The following is a 13070-nucleotide window of genomic DNA, read 5'->3' as shown; positions in this document are numbered from 1 at the left end:
CTCACGCCCTCCCTTCTAAAATGTCTTTCAACAACCCAGTTTTCTCACGCCAAAGAACCCGACGTTTAAGCAACTCTTGCTCGCTCAATCGCTCGATTTTTGGCTTATCAATCACAACCGGCTTAAACCGTTCTCCCCGTGTCCACGCTCGGCAAACCTCGTTGTAATGTTTGCCAAAAGCCCGTTTACCCGCGCCCGTGTCACGACGACGCAGAGCTTGAAAACCCACACGCCGAGCGGCTTCCATCACCACCGCATGGCTCGGTCTCCAGCTCGCCACGTCGTGAGCGCTGTTCGCCGCTTCGAAATAGGCGTCTGCCACGGTTGGAAAGTCGTTAAATAAATCATTTGGTGAATCAATCATGGCAGCCTCCTACCAGATACGGGCTCAAACAGTTCCAATTGAATTTCAGATCTTTTTTTATTGATGCCTGGCATATAATCAACACCAATAAAATCCAGTGCTTCTGCCATACCCAATTTATTAATGCAGTAATTCCATAGCTTAGGATGAGTGATGGCCATACGCTGAAAACGGTTTTCTCCTTTTTCAAGGTGCGCACCATAGGCACAGAACATGCACCCCGTGCGCTTTTCACCTTCAACGAACACTCCATTAACCGTTCTGTCGTCGTAAACGCTGCAATACTCGACATTGTTTTCTCGTATGTATTGCCACACATCATCTTCATTCCACGGCAACATAGGCTTAGATTGCGGGTCTTTACCATCGAATGAATTGCACGTCTTCATCATGCCTCGACGACCACCCTCTGAAGACATAACGCCGCTATAAGGCATTCGCCCAGTTTCTTTTCTATAGCGACGGAATGGTTCTTTTTTCAAGGAATCACAGCAACTGGCGGTTACTTTGAAAGGTGCATCAATCAATTTTTTCCACTTTTCAGGAAGTTTGCTACCTTTCACAAAAACGCCATCTTTTCGAATACCGGTTAAATACAGGTTTCTAGTAGCTTCATTATTTGGCAACGGGTTATAAAACCGAGACACCATTTCAGAGACCTTCTTGCTGATCAGCGGGAACCCGTCATTAAGAACAACATCACGAAACGTCTTCTTGGGTCTTACAATAACGACCGGATAGCCTTGTTTTTTCTTCTTCTTCACAAACTGGACAATTTCAGGGTATTCAAGCCCTGTATTAGAAAACACAGCGGGCACCTCTGGATAAATTGACCACACCAGCTCAGCTAAAACAGTACTGTCCTTCCCGCCCGAAAATGAGATATAAACCAAGCCATCAAAATGCTCGTACCATTCAACAATTCGCTGCTCAGCCAAGAAAACCTTAATATCTAAATCTGATACGTTTTTATCTGATGCAATAACTGACTGCCCCATACTCACCTCCTACCAATCCGTGTCGTTAATGTTGTTCAGCTCGTCGTTAACGCCTTGGCGAACGTTTTTGGCGGGCGCTGTAGATTGAGCAGGAACGCTGTACTTCATCGAATTCAGCATCCAGCCTCGCCAAGCCGCCTTCCAATCCTTGAACGTCGAGCCTTTCGCGATGTGGTAATTGGCAAACTTTTCCGTTTCCAGCGGCCAAGGCGTTGAAACGCCTTTCTCGTTAAGCCAATCGACCATACCCTGATCAACCGAAAAATCATTTGGATACGAGCAAGCACGTTTTGGTTTTGGGGGGGCGTTTGCCGAAGGCGAACCCAAAGAAGTGTTAGGTTCTATGATAGGTTCTAAAGTGATAGGTTCTGACCCCCTATTTTGGGGGTATTTAGTCCCCCCAATATCGGGGGTATTACACGGTAAAATAGGAAGTATTCCGTTTTTGGGGGTATTAGATATTTCACCCGTATTTGGGGCTATTTCATCGCCAGAATGAATACCACCATTATTGGGTGTATTGGCATTTTCAGACTGTGGCAAATTCCCTGAATTACCGGATTGCTCATCACGCCCCAAAACACCTATCAATCGATAGACTTTTACGCGACCTGTACTGCCAACACGCTTACCCGTATCACGAATAAGCCCCTGAACAACAAGACCTTTTAAAGCCGTATTAACCGTCTTTTCATTCAACTTAGTGTCTTTCACCAAACGAGCAACAGAAGGCCAGCAAGTGTGGTCTTCTCCTGCACGATCAGCCATAGACAACAAAACAAGAAGTTCAGAAGATTTGGACGGACTAGCGAGCCAAGCCCAGCGAGTAGCATCAACACTCATGAAGGCACCTCCAAATCCATAAGGCGCACTACGGCATCAGCATCAACGCCCATTTTTTTGGAGAATGCCAACAGTTGGTCAGGATGATCCATATCGCTATCAAACAAGTAATCGCGCAACTGCGTAAAACATGGCTCGCCACCATCACGAGTAACCGCCTCAAAAATCTCGCCACAATTCAAACACTGCTTATAGTCGTCTGGCTCGCCGTCCCAAATCCCCGACGAATATTGATACTGGTCACCAATATTAATGACTTCACAACATTCGCAGCATTTATGAGTTTTGCGAGCTTTACGGACAACAGAGCGGAAGGCAGAAGGGACGCTCATGACTCACCTTCCTTGGCTTCGCCAAATAAAAGAATCTCAACATCAGAAAGGTCGGAAAAATCTTCAACACTTTTGCATGAAACGCAATTAAAGCTATTTGACTTACAAATTAAGCGACTCACTAAATCTTTAAGAACTTCAATATTTTCATCATCAAGAAGGTATTCTTTTTCGATTTCTTCAACGAGCCCTTTAAGCTCGCTTAAATCTTCGCTCAAATTACGGCGCCAGCCGTCAATAGAAAAAGTAACGTGATATACACTCATCCCCACACCTCCCACGCATCGCCCCGCAACTCAGGGTTTAACAATGCATAAACATGGGCTTTAGAGCGGCGGCCTTTGAACATGCGAGCGATATAACCCTCGCGCTCAAGGTCTTTAATGCCCTGCTGAACCTTGTCCACAGAAATAGTGGATAAGCTGGAAATTTCGTTAGGATCCAACAAGAGTCGTGGCGAATCGCCAATTTTAGGAAGGTGGTTTCGAATGGTGGTTTTAACGCGCTTACCGTAAACAGATAAGCGGTCGTCATATTTTTGGCGCAAGTGTGCTAAATGCGACATGGTGAGTCTCCTTTTTTGCTTTTTGGAGCCACCAAACCGAAGTGGTGAGTTCGATAAGGTGACAGACGAAATATTGGTTTCACCACAAAACGGCGCAAAAAAGGAAAGCCGCTCCAACCGAAGTCGGAACCAATACCCGCCTGTCATAACAGGTAGGTACAGTGCTGCAGACATAAAAAAACCGCTTTTATGGGCGGTTCGTCTGCCCTTATTTGCTTGTCTCTGGGTGGTGAACCAGACTGATGATTTTGCATCAGCGGTTAAATTATTGTTCATTGCTCTGTACCTGTCAATCAGATTCAGAACCGTGGCCGTCTTGGCCTGTAAACCTCTTGTTTCAGTTCATTAATTAAGAATGTTGCCGATCTACTCGCGCGACCAGCTCAGCAAGCTCTTCATCGTCCATACTTAAAACGCCCCGCTCTGCTACATAAGCAACAGGCGGGAAATAGGAACAATCAAGAACAGCGGAATAAAGAGGCAACGCACCACACTCAGCACGACGCACCACATAACCATGGTCCATAAGCTTAAAAAGCGAATTTCGGACACGGGCTTTAGGCGACTCAGACAACTTGCTCAAGGTCGGTATCGACAACCGATCAGACTTTAATAAAAGCCCCATGACAAGATGATCCAATGTGCTAAGCTGACTAGACATAACCCCTCCAACATTGCCCTACCTGACTGGCGCTTCACAGCGGGAGACAGACAGAACAAACTTTTTTAAGTGACTGGTTGAACTTAATCATTGCCTAAACCGTCACGATATACGCAAATATAGCACCAAAGGTAAAAAATAAACAAGATTTAATATATTTAGATTACCCAAAAAATGACTAGTAGAGTAAAAATCAGTAATAACTCACAAAAAGAACACAATTAAACAGGTCTCTACATGGCAGCAATAAAAGCATTAGATAAAGAAGTAGTCGAAAGTACAAAAGCCGCCTGCTCTCTTGCTATGCAACGCATCATCAATGCGTCTCGATATGAAAAAAGTGACGTAGCGGAATACCTCGGCCTGTCCACAGTGGCGCTGGATCGACGCATGCGTGGCGCAGTGAGCTTTGCCATAGAAGAAGTCATGCTTATCAGCAAACTCATGGAAATCCCCCTTTCCGACGCGCTTAAAATCGCCGACATGTCGGATGACGAATTTCAAAATGCATGGATATACCAGTGGCGCCGCCAAAACTTCGCTAAACACATCGCTCATTTAGAAGCCGACAAAAAACTAAATCACGTCCAAATAGCGGAAATATGTGGATACAGCCAAGGCTGGTTAAGTAGAATTTTGGCAGGAAAAGGAAAGTTGATTGGTCGGATTTGCCGAGTACTAGAGCAGCGGTTAGATCTACCAGAAGAATGGCTTGACCGCAGACCCATGACCCCACCCACAGGCCAGCAAATCAACACCAGCCTAATGGCAAAAACCAGCAGCCAAATACTCAGTGCAGTAAAACAAGCTGGCTTCGAAGTTGACAGTGAAATACTCGTCCCCTATCTAACCGCCGTGGCACAAATGTACAACGCACGAGTCGCCGTGCGCGACGGCTTCGACCCAGAAACCGACGCCGCCCAATTCCAAGTCATATTCGAACAACTCACCATGCAGCTAAAAATGAAAGAAGGGCTGTGGAAGTATTAACATGCAAGGAAGCTAAACGATGAAGAAAATAGCACTACTAATTGCCCTGTCACTTACATCAGCATTCGCTGTTTCTGCACCATTCAAATGGGACCCAGACGCGAAAAAGTTCGGTGAAATTTATTCTGGTGAACGAACCTACAAAGACCTAGATTCAGGCGAAAGTGCCACAACCGACCTAAAAAAAGACCTGTTCTGCAATCGCTCCAACCGGATACTAATTAAAAAAAATAGGCTATTGAGAGGAGGCGCAGTAACAATTTCAAAAAGTCATGCAGGATTTGACATAAAATTCAATTCTACAAAATACACAACAGAAGAAATGCTCGGCATGCTTGGGGCGGCTGGTGCAGGTAAGAAATGCAATACCCCATCAGATTACGATGGATACGCCCTAACTATTGACGGCAAAACTTCTGTAGAAGAATTTTATAAATAAATCTAGATTCCCCACCAAGCTTTTTTAGCTTATATTAAAACCAATAAAGCCATACTACCAACTCAAGGAAGAACGGCATGCCCGAAGAAATGATTTCATTTAAGCTCAAATTTGAAACGCCAGAAGATATTGATGGTAAGCCAACACACCAAATCGATGCAGAAACGCTTGGGGAAAGCTTAACTGAACTTTCAGGATTACTACGCAACAGCCTAAAGACTCTTCAAGGCGAATCAGCCTCTGCAAAGCTCGATGTGAAAGCTAACAATGAAGGGTCCTTTGTTGTAGATTTCGTCGCCTTTTTATCGTCTGGCGGCATAGATATGCTAAAAACCCTTGGCATTACCACTTCCTCTTTGGCTATTACTGGTGCATCTATTTTTAGTCTGCTAAAACAGATCGGCAACCGAAAAATCACAAAAAAAGTATTCAATGACGACACTAGTGTATCGCTTATTCTAGATGACGGCCAAAAGATAGATTGCAGCGAAGACGTTGCAAAACTAATGGACAGCTATTCGGTACGGAAAAGCATTGAGAACCTAGTAAGCAAGCCTGTTAACAGCGGCAAGGCGAATGGAATATCCTTTCTTGATGAAGGAGATAAGGTAACAACAACCTTATCCAAAGAAGAGTTATCTAGCTTTAAAGCGCCTGCAAAAAAGTCTTTTACAGAAGAGAAAGAGTCTGTGATTCGAGTAGAAATAGCGTTTGAAGTAATCGATTTCACGAAAGGAACAGGCTGGAAAATTTTATTTGATAATCAATCAATCCCCGTGCGCATTAACGACAAATCCTTTCTAGAGCGCGTAGGCAGCAGTAAGCGTGAGTTCAAAAAAGGCCAAACCTTTCAAGTTGATTTAAAAACAACAGAAAAGCTGGTCGAAGGCAAAACAACAATTACCTATTCAATAGATCAAGTATTGTAATGAGTATCGAGTGGACATTATCCAGCGGTGATATCAAGCTATTAGCTGAGGCGGTTTTTTGGGTGTGCGTCATTGCGCTAACACCTGTTATCTGTAAGGTTGCCTATTACATCATCACCCCTTTGTGGGTAATGATATTCCCCGCTAAATTTGTTGAATTGCAATATACGATAGACGGAAAGCAATACACAGCCACCGTCAGTACCTCAGACAATCTCAGTGAAGCAAGTGCACACCTCCGCGAAGTAGCGAACAAAAAGCACTGGAAGCTGAATGAATAAATATCTAAATAAAAGCACAGTAGCAACGACGCTATCAACACTCGTAATCGCTGGAGTTACCTATATAGATGAAGAGAATCTAACCGCACCAGTACGTGACGCAATCCGAATGTTCACACCAATTTTATCGCATGTCATTATAGTGGTTGCCATGTGGATTTTTATAAAAAGTGGCTTTGATACTATTGAAGGTATGCGAGAAACAAAAATCCGCGAAAAAAGAAGAAAGGAAATACAGCAAGACATTCACATCCTGTCTCAAGCAATAAAGTCCAATCTTTTGACCGACAAAGACAAGATCAGCAAGCAAGCAGAGCTGTCGGCCAAACTTACTGAGCTCACTAATATGAAAGTTAAGGTGAAGGACAGTTAAATCCCCCTGCTTTTTCATTACCTAACTCCATTAACACTTCAATCATCACCCGATAATAACAAGCCATCCCTAGCTGATCGTCTGCTTTTGCGCGAATCAGCAGACATTCCAAATGTTTAACGCGCCCCTCTAATTCCATGTATTCCATAGGGTTTACCTCCTTGATTATTTTTTAAGCGGTTTACACCGCTTTTACAATGCATCGAGATCATGTCTATCCACTTACGCCCTATCTCTACACATCTAGAGAGGATTTTCGATTCTTTACTATCTGTAGGATTTTCCTTACAAAATTCAATACTTTAATACCCAACAGACACGGTGAAGCCCTCTTTTACGGCATACGCTTAAAATTCATACACTATATAAGAGAGAACGCATATGTCGCTTGGCGAACGCCTTAAAGCGGCACGGAAGGCCAAAAGACTGTCAAGGGATGACCTAGCGCGGCTACTAAGCCGATCCCCGCACACAGTTAAATCATGGGAAATAGACAAGCACGCGCCACCCTGCTCGATGCTGAGAAAAATAGAAGTCATTCTCGACAAAGCAAAAGGCCACTTTTCTACAAGAGAAGAGGACAGATTAGGGGCAGCAATGAAGGACCTCGCGTTGCAAATAAAAGCGCTTCCCATCAAAAAACAGGAGAAAATTTTAAAATTAATCGAAAATTTTGCAGGCATTATAAGTTAACTCAAACCCAATATTTTCAAGCCATACCAAACTATTGCTGTATAAAAAAACAGTAGTACTTTGGTATTTTTTTAATTTTACAACTTGCGCAAAATAAACCTTTGGAGTAGATTTTACTAATAAGAAAAAAGGAGTGACAAGATGTCAGCAGAAAACATTACGTTTTACCCAGCAAAAAACGCCACATTAAACATCACACAGCTAGCGCCGCTGGCGCTATTTGCCCACGGCCTACCCGTTAAAACCATTTCACATAGGCTCAATAAAGCTGACCCAACAATTAACCATCACCTGACCGCAGCGCGAGAGCACTACGGAGCGCGTAACACCATACACGCCGTCGCTATTGCCATCGCCCGTGGCGACATCAAGCATAAAATCGAATCCACTTACACCATCACCTTGCGTACTAGCGCCTTTGCTTTCGCCCTGCTCGCTGGGCTCGTCGGCATACAAGACGTCATCTACAGCGCAGACCAAGACCTCGCGCGATACAGCCGCTCGGCCCATCGATCAGCAAGACAAACTCACACCAGAACCAACAAACCACTCGACTTAATTGTTTAGGAGAATTACCCATGGCAAGACAACCATTAGCAAAAGGCCGCTTGGCTTACGTAGCAGAAGCATACGCCAGCCACGAGATAGACCCGCAAACCCGCGCAGCAAAAATGAAAAACCGCTACGCAACCCTAGGCCGAGTAACCGCTTGGCCAGCAGAGAACGGCTCACCCATGCCACAGATCAGCATCGATCTGGATGCTCTGTCCGTTGGCATAAGCGGTTCAACCAAACTGTTCATATTCTGGGACGACGCTAACCAACAAAGCTACGACCAGCAACCGCAGTCATACGGCACTTGGAACAACGCACCGCAGCAACCCGCCCCGCCAGCGCAAGGCTTCAATCAGCAGCCGCAAGCGCCACAGGGCTTTAACCAACAGCAAAACCGCCCACGAAATTAAGGAGCACAAGAAATGGAAGATCAAAAAAACACAGGGTACTTAGTGTTGAGTCGCCGACAAAACGAAGGCTTAACCATCACCATCCCTGCCAGCAGCGAAGACACGGTCATTCACACCAAAGTCTCAAGCATCAGAGGGAAACAAGCGCGCCTAGCCATCCAAGCGCCTAGCGGCGTCACCGTCGTTCGAGACGAAATAAAAGAGCAGGTGGCGTAATGAGTGCCTTCATCATTCCGCGCAAAAAAGGCCAAGGCATCGTCGTGATAGACGAGGATTGCCGAGCCGTGGCCGTGGTTCAAGTGCTCAGCCGCAAAAACGGACAGACCCGCGTGAACGTGGGCGTCACCCAAAACGGCAACATAGTACGCCAGCAATACACACGAAAAGACGGCGACCAACTCGAAGCAGGCGGCGTGGTGTTCACCATCAACGCCGACGAAAGACACTACCGCACCGCTTTTGCCTTGGACAAACAACCCAAGCACCTGCAAGTCGTGCGACACGAAAACTACAAACAAGCCCTGAACGGGTAAGGGAGAGTGATTATGGCTAAGGGATACATTGTTTTTAGACACCTAGATGACAACGAAATCATTGATCTAGGCGGTGCTGGGTGGAATACACAGGAAGAAGTAAATGCTCAATGGGAAAGCCTGCCAGAAACCGAAGAGGTAGGAAAATATGTAGCCGACCTTCACGACCACGAAATGGCATTAATTAGCACGAAATCAGTGACAGAAAGCGCCATCGAAGATCGATTAAAAACCCCAATTGGAGAACTAATGCAAGCAGGCCTCCAAAAACTAAAAGAGGAGCAAAGCCATGTTTGCTAAAAACGCTACCATTCTCCAGCTTCCAGAGCGTGTCGATTTCAACGCTCTAGAATCCGCCCTTACTGAATTCCCACTTAAAGAAGTGGGGTCACAAGAAGCGTTTTCCTTCGGCTCCATGCCCCTTGTCCGCAACAGCGAAACATGGTCGCTACGTTCTAACGATTGCTTACTGATTCGCTTCGGCAAAGAAGAGAAAAACCTACCTTCCACCGTGGTTCGTGAAGCCCTCGAAGAGAAAGTGGCGCAAATCGAACTAATCGAGGGCCGCAAGGTAGGCCGCAAAGAAAAAGCCGACATGAAAGACGAGCTTATCTTCACCCTACGCCCGAAAGCCTTCACCAAGCGCAGCGACGTGTGGATGCACATAGACAACATGACAAAAGTCATCGTCATCTACAGCACCACCGCCACCATGATCGAACTGGCGTTCAAACACCTGCAAACCATGCTCGGCAGCTTCCCCATGGTGCCGCTGCAAACGCAAGTGTCGCCATCGTCATTGATGGCGGATTGGTTACAGCGCAACGCCGTACCAGCATGGCTAGAAACAGGCAGCGAGTGCGACATACAAGACAACAGCGAAGACAAGGCGCGCATCACATTCAAAGCCCTAGAGCCACTATCCGAAGACGTGACTCGCCACCTAGAACAAGGCATGAGCGTGAAAAGCCTCGCCCTACGCTGGCCCGAAAAAATCAGCTTCACACTGCACGACGACCTGACCATTAGAAAAATCAAATGGGACGACGCCATCAAAGAAGCCGCCTTCAACGACTCACAAGGCGGTGGGCTATCCGACCTAGACGCCAGCTTTACCCTAACCTCACTCACCATTCGCCAACTCTACATGAGCCTAGCGAGCTGGTTTGAAATCATGGAAAAAACCGACATACAGGAGCAAGCAGCATGATAAACCAAAATATCCAACTCAGTATCACAGCATTACAGAATCACATACATGAACAAAACGTTCAGGCGGGGTGGTGGCACGATCTTCACTCTGGTGAGCCATTGGAGCGAAACAAAGCTGAGCTGCTCTGCCTAATTCATTCCGAGATTAGCGAAGCGATGGAAGGCGTCAGAAAAAACCTAGATGACGACAAGCTTCCACATAGAAAAATGGTCGAGGTCGAGCTGGCTGATGCAGTTATACGAATTCTAGATTTTGCAGGTGGATTTGGTCTCGACGTAAGCGGAGCAATCACCGAAAAGCTCGAATACAACAAAAATCGAGATGACCATAAGCCAGACAATCGAAAAGAAAAAAACGGTAAGAAATTTTAAAGAAGCAAACAAAACTCAAAAATCCAACTAAAGGAAAACAACATGGACACGCTATCAATAGATTGGAATTCAAGTGGCCTTACTGGCCACGACAAACACGGCAACGAAATCAGCGTACGCGAATTAGTCGAAGCGCTAGAAGGCTACGAAGCCATTGAAAAAATCGCCAACTTATCCGACAGCATGCGCGATTCTCTCGCCCGTCAAGCGGCTGAGAACTACAGAATGGCGCAAAGAAACGACTACCAGCAACGCCAGATAGGCGAACTGGAAGCGGCACTAAACAACGCCCATGCGCGCATCAGCCGACTGCTAGGTGAACACCCAGACATACAGCACGACGAAGCCCTAAGAGCATTAGCGCAATACGCCAACCCACAACACTGGGCCAACCCGCGCACCCAACACGGCGACCTACAAACCGACCAGCGCAGCGTATTCATCAAAGGCTTCCATGGCTACGAGCTGGCCATGTCAGTACTGCAAAACAAAGAACAAGCGGCCTAGAGCCGCCTACAGGGAGAGTAATCATGGAAATCGTCGAAGCACCTGCGCGAATTCTAAAAATATCAGGCGTCGAAAACCTAGACCTTATCACTGTGTATTTAGAAAACTTTGAGCTTGGGAAGGGAAAAATCACTATTGAGTGCTACGGCGAGTCTTGGTCGTCTTACTGGCCTGCAATGGGTGGAATAATTGAAGAGTTTTTCATGCGCATTAGTGAGGATTATGCAGCAGCCAATCTGCAATACATGAATACCGCTATATTCGATGATGAAGCCACAAAAAAAGAGATATCAAAAGAAATAATAAAAGCTAGAAAATGTGGCGATTTAACAAGTCGAGAGGCTAGAGACGGAATAGATACTATCAAACACTTTGAACGAATGAACGATTATATAGATTCAAGAAACTACGCCCTGTCTTTGATATTGGGAGATGAACCTTGGCACTACGACTTTAAAGAAAGGCCCAATCCTAAATATGTATACCTTTGCAGAGTGATTAGAACAGTGCAGCAAGCACTTAAACAAATTACCGAATCAAAAGCGGCATAGGGGCCATTATGATCATTAACAAAGATGTATTAAAAGAGGTAATTGGTGGCAGCAATAAGGCAGAACTGATTGTCAGACTGAATCAAAGCAAAATCCCTTACATCATTGGGAGAGGTGGGTGGCCGTTTACAACAGAAGAAGCCATCAATAAAACAATGGGCGTTAGCGACCAAAAACCTGAAACGCACGATCAAGTCAAAATAGAGATTTAATTCACCATGCTTAAAAGAAAATGGCCTAAATACGTTAGAGAAGTGAATGGACGCATCGTTTATCGCCCTCGAATTCCAGCAGAAGAGCGCCATTTAATTGATGTAGACAAGCATGGTTTTTTAAAACCGCCTGTTAGACTTGGTTCAACGAAAGACAAAGAATCTACCATCCTATCCGCCTACATCACGGCAAAAAACAGCATTGAAATACAAGCGGGTGAGGGTAAAAACACAATCAGATACATAGTCGCTAAATACATGAATTCCCCCGTATTTCGTGCGCTGGCCACCACATCACGGCACCGCGCAAAATCACTGGTCAAAATACTGGACCATTCCATTACTGCCAACGGTGAAGCTATTTTATTTGGCGAGCTGTCTATTGCCAGCATCACCCGACCTGTCGCGCGTCGCCTTGCGGACAAACGACTGGAAGACATGATCGAAAGAGGCTTAAAAGGCACATCGACTATTAATCAAGAAATGTCACTTCTTCACTCTGCGACCCGCTGGGCACTTGAGCGAATGGATAGCCTGGGCATTACAGAAAGTCCGTTTAACATTAAGAAATTCAAAGTAGAAGAAAACGGTCGCTATGTCACAGACGAGGAATACGATATTCAATCTAAAGTAGCCGGCGAAATGCAACCGTACTTGCCTTTCTTTTTTGAGATCACCTATTTGATAGCAACGAGAGGCGTGGAAACACTCGACTTAAAAACGAGCCACATAGACCCAAACCGTGAAAAAGGCGGAATATCCGTCGCAAGGCGCAAAGGCTCGAAAGATAACGTCATTGAGTGGACAGACAGACTCTACCGCGCCTACCTGCAAGCCATCGACTACCTGAAAGAAAAAAAGGCTTATGGAGAAGACGTGCCGCTCATCGTTGGAACGACAGGAACAAAACTAAGCGTGTCTGGACTGCAAACCGCCATGCAGCGACTTAAGAAAGAAATGAAAGAGAGAGGTTTAGAAAACGTTTTCTGGACGGTTCATTTATTGAAATCAAAAGCAGTCTCTGACGCAGACAGTGACCGCATCGCTGGTCACAAATCCGAAGCCATGCGCAACCGATACAGCACCAAAACAGAGCGCCATAAAGCCGCCAGATAGCGTAAAATGTGCCTAATTTGGGCACAAACTAGGCACAGAACAACAAAAAAGGGGTTTTCTCAAAAAGAAAACCCCTTTAATATCAATATCTTGTGGTGCCCAGAGACGGAATCGAACCGCCGACACGAGGATTT

At 45.6% G+C, this 13070-nt stretch carries 25 protein-coding genes; 17 read left to right on the top strand and 8 right to left on the bottom strand.

All coding sequences use genetic code 11. The features are described 5' to 3' along the window. Position 1: 1 nt before the first annotated feature. The 7 genes from I8J31_RS19530 to I8J31_RS19500 all read right to left on the bottom strand — a co-directional run bounded on the left by I8J31_RS19530 (position 2) and on the right by I8J31_RS19500 (position 3763). Entirely contained in the window at positions 2-364 is a 363-nt protein-coding gene (locus tag I8J31_RS19530) for a hypothetical protein (protein ID WP_199470265.1), read from the bottom strand. After that, positions 361-1362 (bottom strand): phosphoadenosine phosphosulfate reductase family protein, encoded by a 1002-nt coding sequence (locus I8J31_RS19525; RefSeq protein ID WP_199470264.1) that lies wholly within the window; start codon positions 1360-1362, stop codon positions 361-363. The genes I8J31_RS19530 and I8J31_RS19525 overlap by 4 nt, the downstream gene beginning before the upstream one ends. Positions 1363-1371: 9 nt before the next feature. Next, the gene (locus I8J31_RS19520; protein ID WP_199470263.1) at positions 1372-2205 is read right to left on the bottom strand and encodes a helix-turn-helix domain-containing protein; all 834 of its coding nucleotides are present in this window, start codon (positions 2203-2205) and stop codon (positions 1372-1374) included. Continuing rightward, positions 2202-2537, bottom strand: coding sequence for a hypothetical protein (locus tag I8J31_RS19515; RefSeq protein WP_199470262.1), 336 nt, complete (start codon positions 2535-2537; stop codon positions 2202-2204). Before I8J31_RS19515 ends, I8J31_RS19520 begins: the two co-directional genes overlap by 4 nt. Then, entirely contained in the window at positions 2534-2803 is a 270-nt protein-coding gene (locus tag I8J31_RS19510) for a hypothetical protein (RefSeq protein WP_199470261.1), read from the bottom strand. The genes I8J31_RS19515 and I8J31_RS19510 overlap by 4 nt, the downstream gene beginning before the upstream one ends. After that, complete coding sequence (locus I8J31_RS19505) at positions 2800-3378, bottom strand: hypothetical protein (RefSeq protein WP_199470260.1); 579 nt, start codon at positions 3376-3378, stop codon at positions 2800-2802. Before I8J31_RS19505 ends, I8J31_RS19510 begins: the two co-directional genes overlap by 4 nt. A gap of 73 nt (positions 3379-3451) precedes the next feature. After that, positions 3452-3763 (bottom strand): hypothetical protein, encoded by a 312-nt coding sequence (locus tag I8J31_RS19500; protein WP_199470259.1) that lies wholly within the window; start codon positions 3761-3763, stop codon positions 3452-3454. 237 nt (positions 3764-4000) lie between these two features. Here I8J31_RS19500 and I8J31_RS19495 point away from each other — a divergent pair, with 237 nt between their 5' ends. The 5 genes from I8J31_RS19495 (at position 4001) to I8J31_RS19475 (ending at position 6775) form a co-directional block, all read left to right on the top strand. After that, positions 4001-4753, top strand: a complete 753-nt coding sequence (locus tag I8J31_RS19495; RefSeq protein WP_199470258.1) for a hypothetical protein — start codon at positions 4001-4003, stop codon at positions 4751-4753. Positions 4754-4772: 19 nt separating this feature from the next. Continuing rightward, on the top strand, positions 4773-5192 hold the full coding sequence (locus I8J31_RS19490; protein WP_199470257.1) for a hypothetical protein: 420 nt from the start codon (positions 4773-4775) through the stop codon (positions 5190-5192). Positions 5193-5269: 77 nt separating this feature from the next. After that, a complete protein-coding gene (locus I8J31_RS19485; protein WP_199470256.1) occupies positions 5270-6121 on the top strand; it encodes an LAPAL motif-containing putative phage structural protein in 852 nt (283 codons plus the stop codon). Then, the gene (locus I8J31_RS19480) at positions 6121-6402 is read left to right on the top strand and encodes a hypothetical protein (RefSeq protein ID WP_199470255.1); all 282 of its coding nucleotides are present in this window, start codon (positions 6121-6123) and stop codon (positions 6400-6402) included. The genes I8J31_RS19485 and I8J31_RS19480 overlap by 1 nt, the downstream gene beginning before the upstream one ends. Beyond that, positions 6395-6775, top strand: coding sequence for a hypothetical protein (locus I8J31_RS19475; RefSeq protein WP_199470254.1), 381 nt, complete (start codon positions 6395-6397; stop codon positions 6773-6775). The genes I8J31_RS19480 and I8J31_RS19475 overlap by 8 nt, the downstream gene beginning before the upstream one ends. Here I8J31_RS19475 and I8J31_RS19470 read toward each other — a convergent pair. Next, positions 6756-6923, bottom strand: coding sequence for a hypothetical protein (locus I8J31_RS19470; RefSeq protein WP_199470253.1), 168 nt, complete (start codon positions 6921-6923; stop codon positions 6756-6758). The two genes, I8J31_RS19475 and I8J31_RS19470, sit on opposite strands and share 20 nt — an antisense overlap. 233 nt (positions 6924-7156) lie before the next feature. Here I8J31_RS19470 and I8J31_RS19465 point away from each other — a divergent pair, with 233 nt between their 5' ends. From I8J31_RS19465 to I8J31_RS19410, 12 genes are all read left to right on the top strand, one after another. Further along, entirely contained in the window at positions 7157-7468 is a 312-nt protein-coding gene (locus tag I8J31_RS19465) for a helix-turn-helix domain-containing protein (RefSeq protein ID WP_199470252.1), read from the top strand. 141 nt (positions 7469-7609) lie between these two features. Next, positions 7610-8035 carry a helix-turn-helix transcriptional regulator gene (locus I8J31_RS19460; RefSeq protein WP_199470251.1) on the top strand — a complete coding sequence of 142 codons (426 nt, stop codon included), beginning with the start codon at positions 7610-7612 and terminating at the stop codon, positions 8033-8035. Positions 8036-8046: 11 nt separating this feature from the next. Then, positions 8047-8433, top strand: a complete 387-nt coding sequence (locus tag I8J31_RS19455) for a hypothetical protein (protein ID WP_199470250.1) — start codon at positions 8047-8049, stop codon at positions 8431-8433. A 12-nt stretch (positions 8434-8445) separates the two neighbouring features. Then, positions 8446-8649, top strand: coding sequence for a carbon storage regulator (locus tag I8J31_RS19450; RefSeq protein WP_199470249.1), 204 nt, complete (start codon positions 8446-8448; stop codon positions 8647-8649). After that, positions 8649-8966 carry a hypothetical protein gene (locus I8J31_RS19445; protein WP_199470248.1) on the top strand — a complete coding sequence of 106 codons (318 nt, stop codon included), beginning with the start codon at positions 8649-8651 and terminating at the stop codon, positions 8964-8966. The genes I8J31_RS19450 and I8J31_RS19445 overlap by 1 nt, the downstream gene beginning before the upstream one ends. A gap of 12 nt (positions 8967-8978) precedes the next feature. After that, positions 8979-9266 carry a hypothetical protein gene (locus tag I8J31_RS19440; RefSeq protein ID WP_199470247.1) on the top strand — a complete coding sequence of 96 codons (288 nt, stop codon included), beginning with the start codon at positions 8979-8981 and terminating at the stop codon, positions 9264-9266. After that, positions 9256-10176 (top strand): recombination-associated protein RdgC, encoded by a 921-nt coding sequence (locus I8J31_RS19435; RefSeq protein ID WP_199470246.1) that lies wholly within the window; start codon positions 9256-9258, stop codon positions 10174-10176. Before I8J31_RS19440 ends, I8J31_RS19435 begins: the two co-directional genes overlap by 11 nt. Continuing rightward, complete coding sequence (locus tag I8J31_RS19430; protein WP_199470245.1) at positions 10173-10550, top strand: nucleoside triphosphate pyrophosphohydrolase family protein; 378 nt, start codon at positions 10173-10175, stop codon at positions 10548-10550. The genes I8J31_RS19435 and I8J31_RS19430 overlap by 4 nt, the downstream gene beginning before the upstream one ends. 42 nt (positions 10551-10592) lie before the next feature. Further along, complete coding sequence (locus tag I8J31_RS19425) at positions 10593-11057, top strand: hypothetical protein (RefSeq protein WP_199470244.1); 465 nt, start codon at positions 10593-10595, stop codon at positions 11055-11057. A 23-nt stretch (positions 11058-11080) separates the two neighbouring features. Continuing rightward, positions 11081-11608, top strand: a complete 528-nt coding sequence (locus I8J31_RS19420; protein WP_199470243.1) for a phiTE_072 family protein — start codon at positions 11081-11083, stop codon at positions 11606-11608. Between the two features lie 8 nt (positions 11609-11616). Then, positions 11617-11820 carry a hypothetical protein gene (locus I8J31_RS19415; RefSeq protein ID WP_199470242.1) on the top strand — a complete coding sequence of 68 codons (204 nt, stop codon included), beginning with the start codon at positions 11617-11619 and terminating at the stop codon, positions 11818-11820. 6 nt (positions 11821-11826) lie between these two features. After that, positions 11827-12936 carry a site-specific integrase gene (locus I8J31_RS19410; RefSeq protein WP_199470241.1) on the top strand — a complete coding sequence of 370 codons (1110 nt, stop codon included), beginning with the start codon at positions 11827-11829 and terminating at the stop codon, positions 12934-12936. Positions 12937-13070: the final 134 nt, after the last annotated feature.

Origin of the sequence: Marinomonas transparens (assembly GCF_016463975.1) — a bacterium.
GTDB classification, from domain to species: domain Bacteria; phylum Pseudomonadota; class Gammaproteobacteria; order Pseudomonadales; family Marinomonadaceae; genus Marinomonas; species Marinomonas transparens.
The sequence above is the reverse complement of the archived record's forward strand: the minus strand, read 5'-3'. Positions and strand labels throughout refer to the sequence as shown.

Bases quoted from the DNA above. Each gene is read 5' to 3' on its own strand.
- I8J31_RS19435 (WP_199470246.1), top strand. From the start codon at position 9,256: ATGTTTGCTAAAAACGCTACCATTCTCCAGCTTCCAGAGCGTGTCGAT.
- I8J31_RS19475 (WP_199470254.1), top strand. From the start codon at position 6,395: ATGAATAAATATCTAAATAAAAGCACAGTAGCAACGACGCTATCAACA.
- I8J31_RS19525 (WP_199470264.1), bottom strand. From the start codon at position 1,362: ATGGGGCAGTCAGTTATTGCATCAGATAAAAACGTATCAGATTTAGAT.
- I8J31_RS19480 (WP_199470255.1), top strand. From the start codon at position 6,121: ATGAGTATCGAGTGGACATTATCCAGCGGTGATATCAAGCTATTAGCT.
- I8J31_RS19485 (WP_199470256.1), top strand. From the start codon at position 5,270: ATGCCCGAAGAAATGATTTCATTTAAGCTCAAATTTGAAACGCCAGAA.
- I8J31_RS19450 (WP_199470249.1), top strand. From the start codon at position 8,446: ATGGAAGATCAAAAAAACACAGGGTACTTAGTGTTGAGTCGCCGACAA.
- I8J31_RS19515 (WP_199470262.1), bottom strand. From the start codon at position 2,537: ATGAGCGTCCCTTCTGCCTTCCGCTCTGTTGTCCGTAAAGCTCGCAAA.
- I8J31_RS19445 (WP_199470248.1), top strand. From the start codon at position 8,649: ATGAGTGCCTTCATCATTCCGCGCAAAAAAGGCCAAGGCATCGTCGTG.
- I8J31_RS19415 (WP_199470242.1), top strand. From the start codon at position 11,617: ATGATCATTAACAAAGATGTATTAAAAGAGGTAATTGGTGGCAGCAAT.
- I8J31_RS19465 (WP_199470252.1), top strand. From the start codon at position 7,157: ATGTCGCTTGGCGAACGCCTTAAAGCGGCACGGAAGGCCAAAAGACTG.
- I8J31_RS19460 (WP_199470251.1), top strand. From the start codon at position 7,610: ATGTCAGCAGAAAACATTACGTTTTACCCAGCAAAAAACGCCACATTA.
- I8J31_RS19500 (WP_199470259.1), bottom strand. From the start codon at position 3,763: ATGTCTAGTCAGCTTAGCACATTGGATCATCTTGTCATGGGGCTTTTA.
- I8J31_RS19495 (WP_199470258.1), top strand. From the start codon at position 4,001: ATGGCAGCAATAAAAGCATTAGATAAAGAAGTAGTCGAAAGTACAAAA.
- I8J31_RS19420 (WP_199470243.1), top strand. From the start codon at position 11,081: ATGGAAATCGTCGAAGCACCTGCGCGAATTCTAAAAATATCAGGCGTC.
- I8J31_RS19490 (WP_199470257.1), top strand. From the start codon at position 4,773: ATGAAGAAAATAGCACTACTAATTGCCCTGTCACTTACATCAGCATTC.
- I8J31_RS19425 (WP_199470244.1), top strand. From the start codon at position 10,593: ATGGACACGCTATCAATAGATTGGAATTCAAGTGGCCTTACTGGCCAC.
- I8J31_RS19530 (WP_199470265.1), bottom strand. From the start codon at position 364: ATGATTGATTCACCAAATGATTTATTTAACGACTTTCCAACCGTGGCA.
- I8J31_RS19505 (WP_199470260.1), bottom strand. From the start codon at position 3,378: ATGAACAATAATTTAACCGCTGATGCAAAATCATCAGTCTGGTTCACC.
- I8J31_RS19455 (WP_199470250.1), top strand. From the start codon at position 8,047: ATGGCAAGACAACCATTAGCAAAAGGCCGCTTGGCTTACGTAGCAGAA.
- I8J31_RS19470 (WP_199470253.1), bottom strand. From the start codon at position 6,923: ATGGAATACATGGAATTAGAGGGGCGCGTTAAACATTTGGAATGTCTG.
- I8J31_RS19520 (WP_199470263.1), bottom strand. From the start codon at position 2,205: ATGAGTGTTGATGCTACTCGCTGGGCTTGGCTCGCTAGTCCGTCCAAA.
- I8J31_RS19510 (WP_199470261.1), bottom strand. From the start codon at position 2,803: ATGAGTGTATATCACGTTACTTTTTCTATTGACGGCTGGCGCCGTAAT.
- I8J31_RS19410 (WP_199470241.1), top strand. From the start codon at position 11,827: ATGCTTAAAAGAAAATGGCCTAAATACGTTAGAGAAGTGAATGGACGC.
- I8J31_RS19440 (WP_199470247.1), top strand. From the start codon at position 8,979: ATGGCTAAGGGATACATTGTTTTTAGACACCTAGATGACAACGAAATC.
- I8J31_RS19430 (WP_199470245.1), top strand. From the start codon at position 10,173: ATGATAAACCAAAATATCCAACTCAGTATCACAGCATTACAGAATCAC.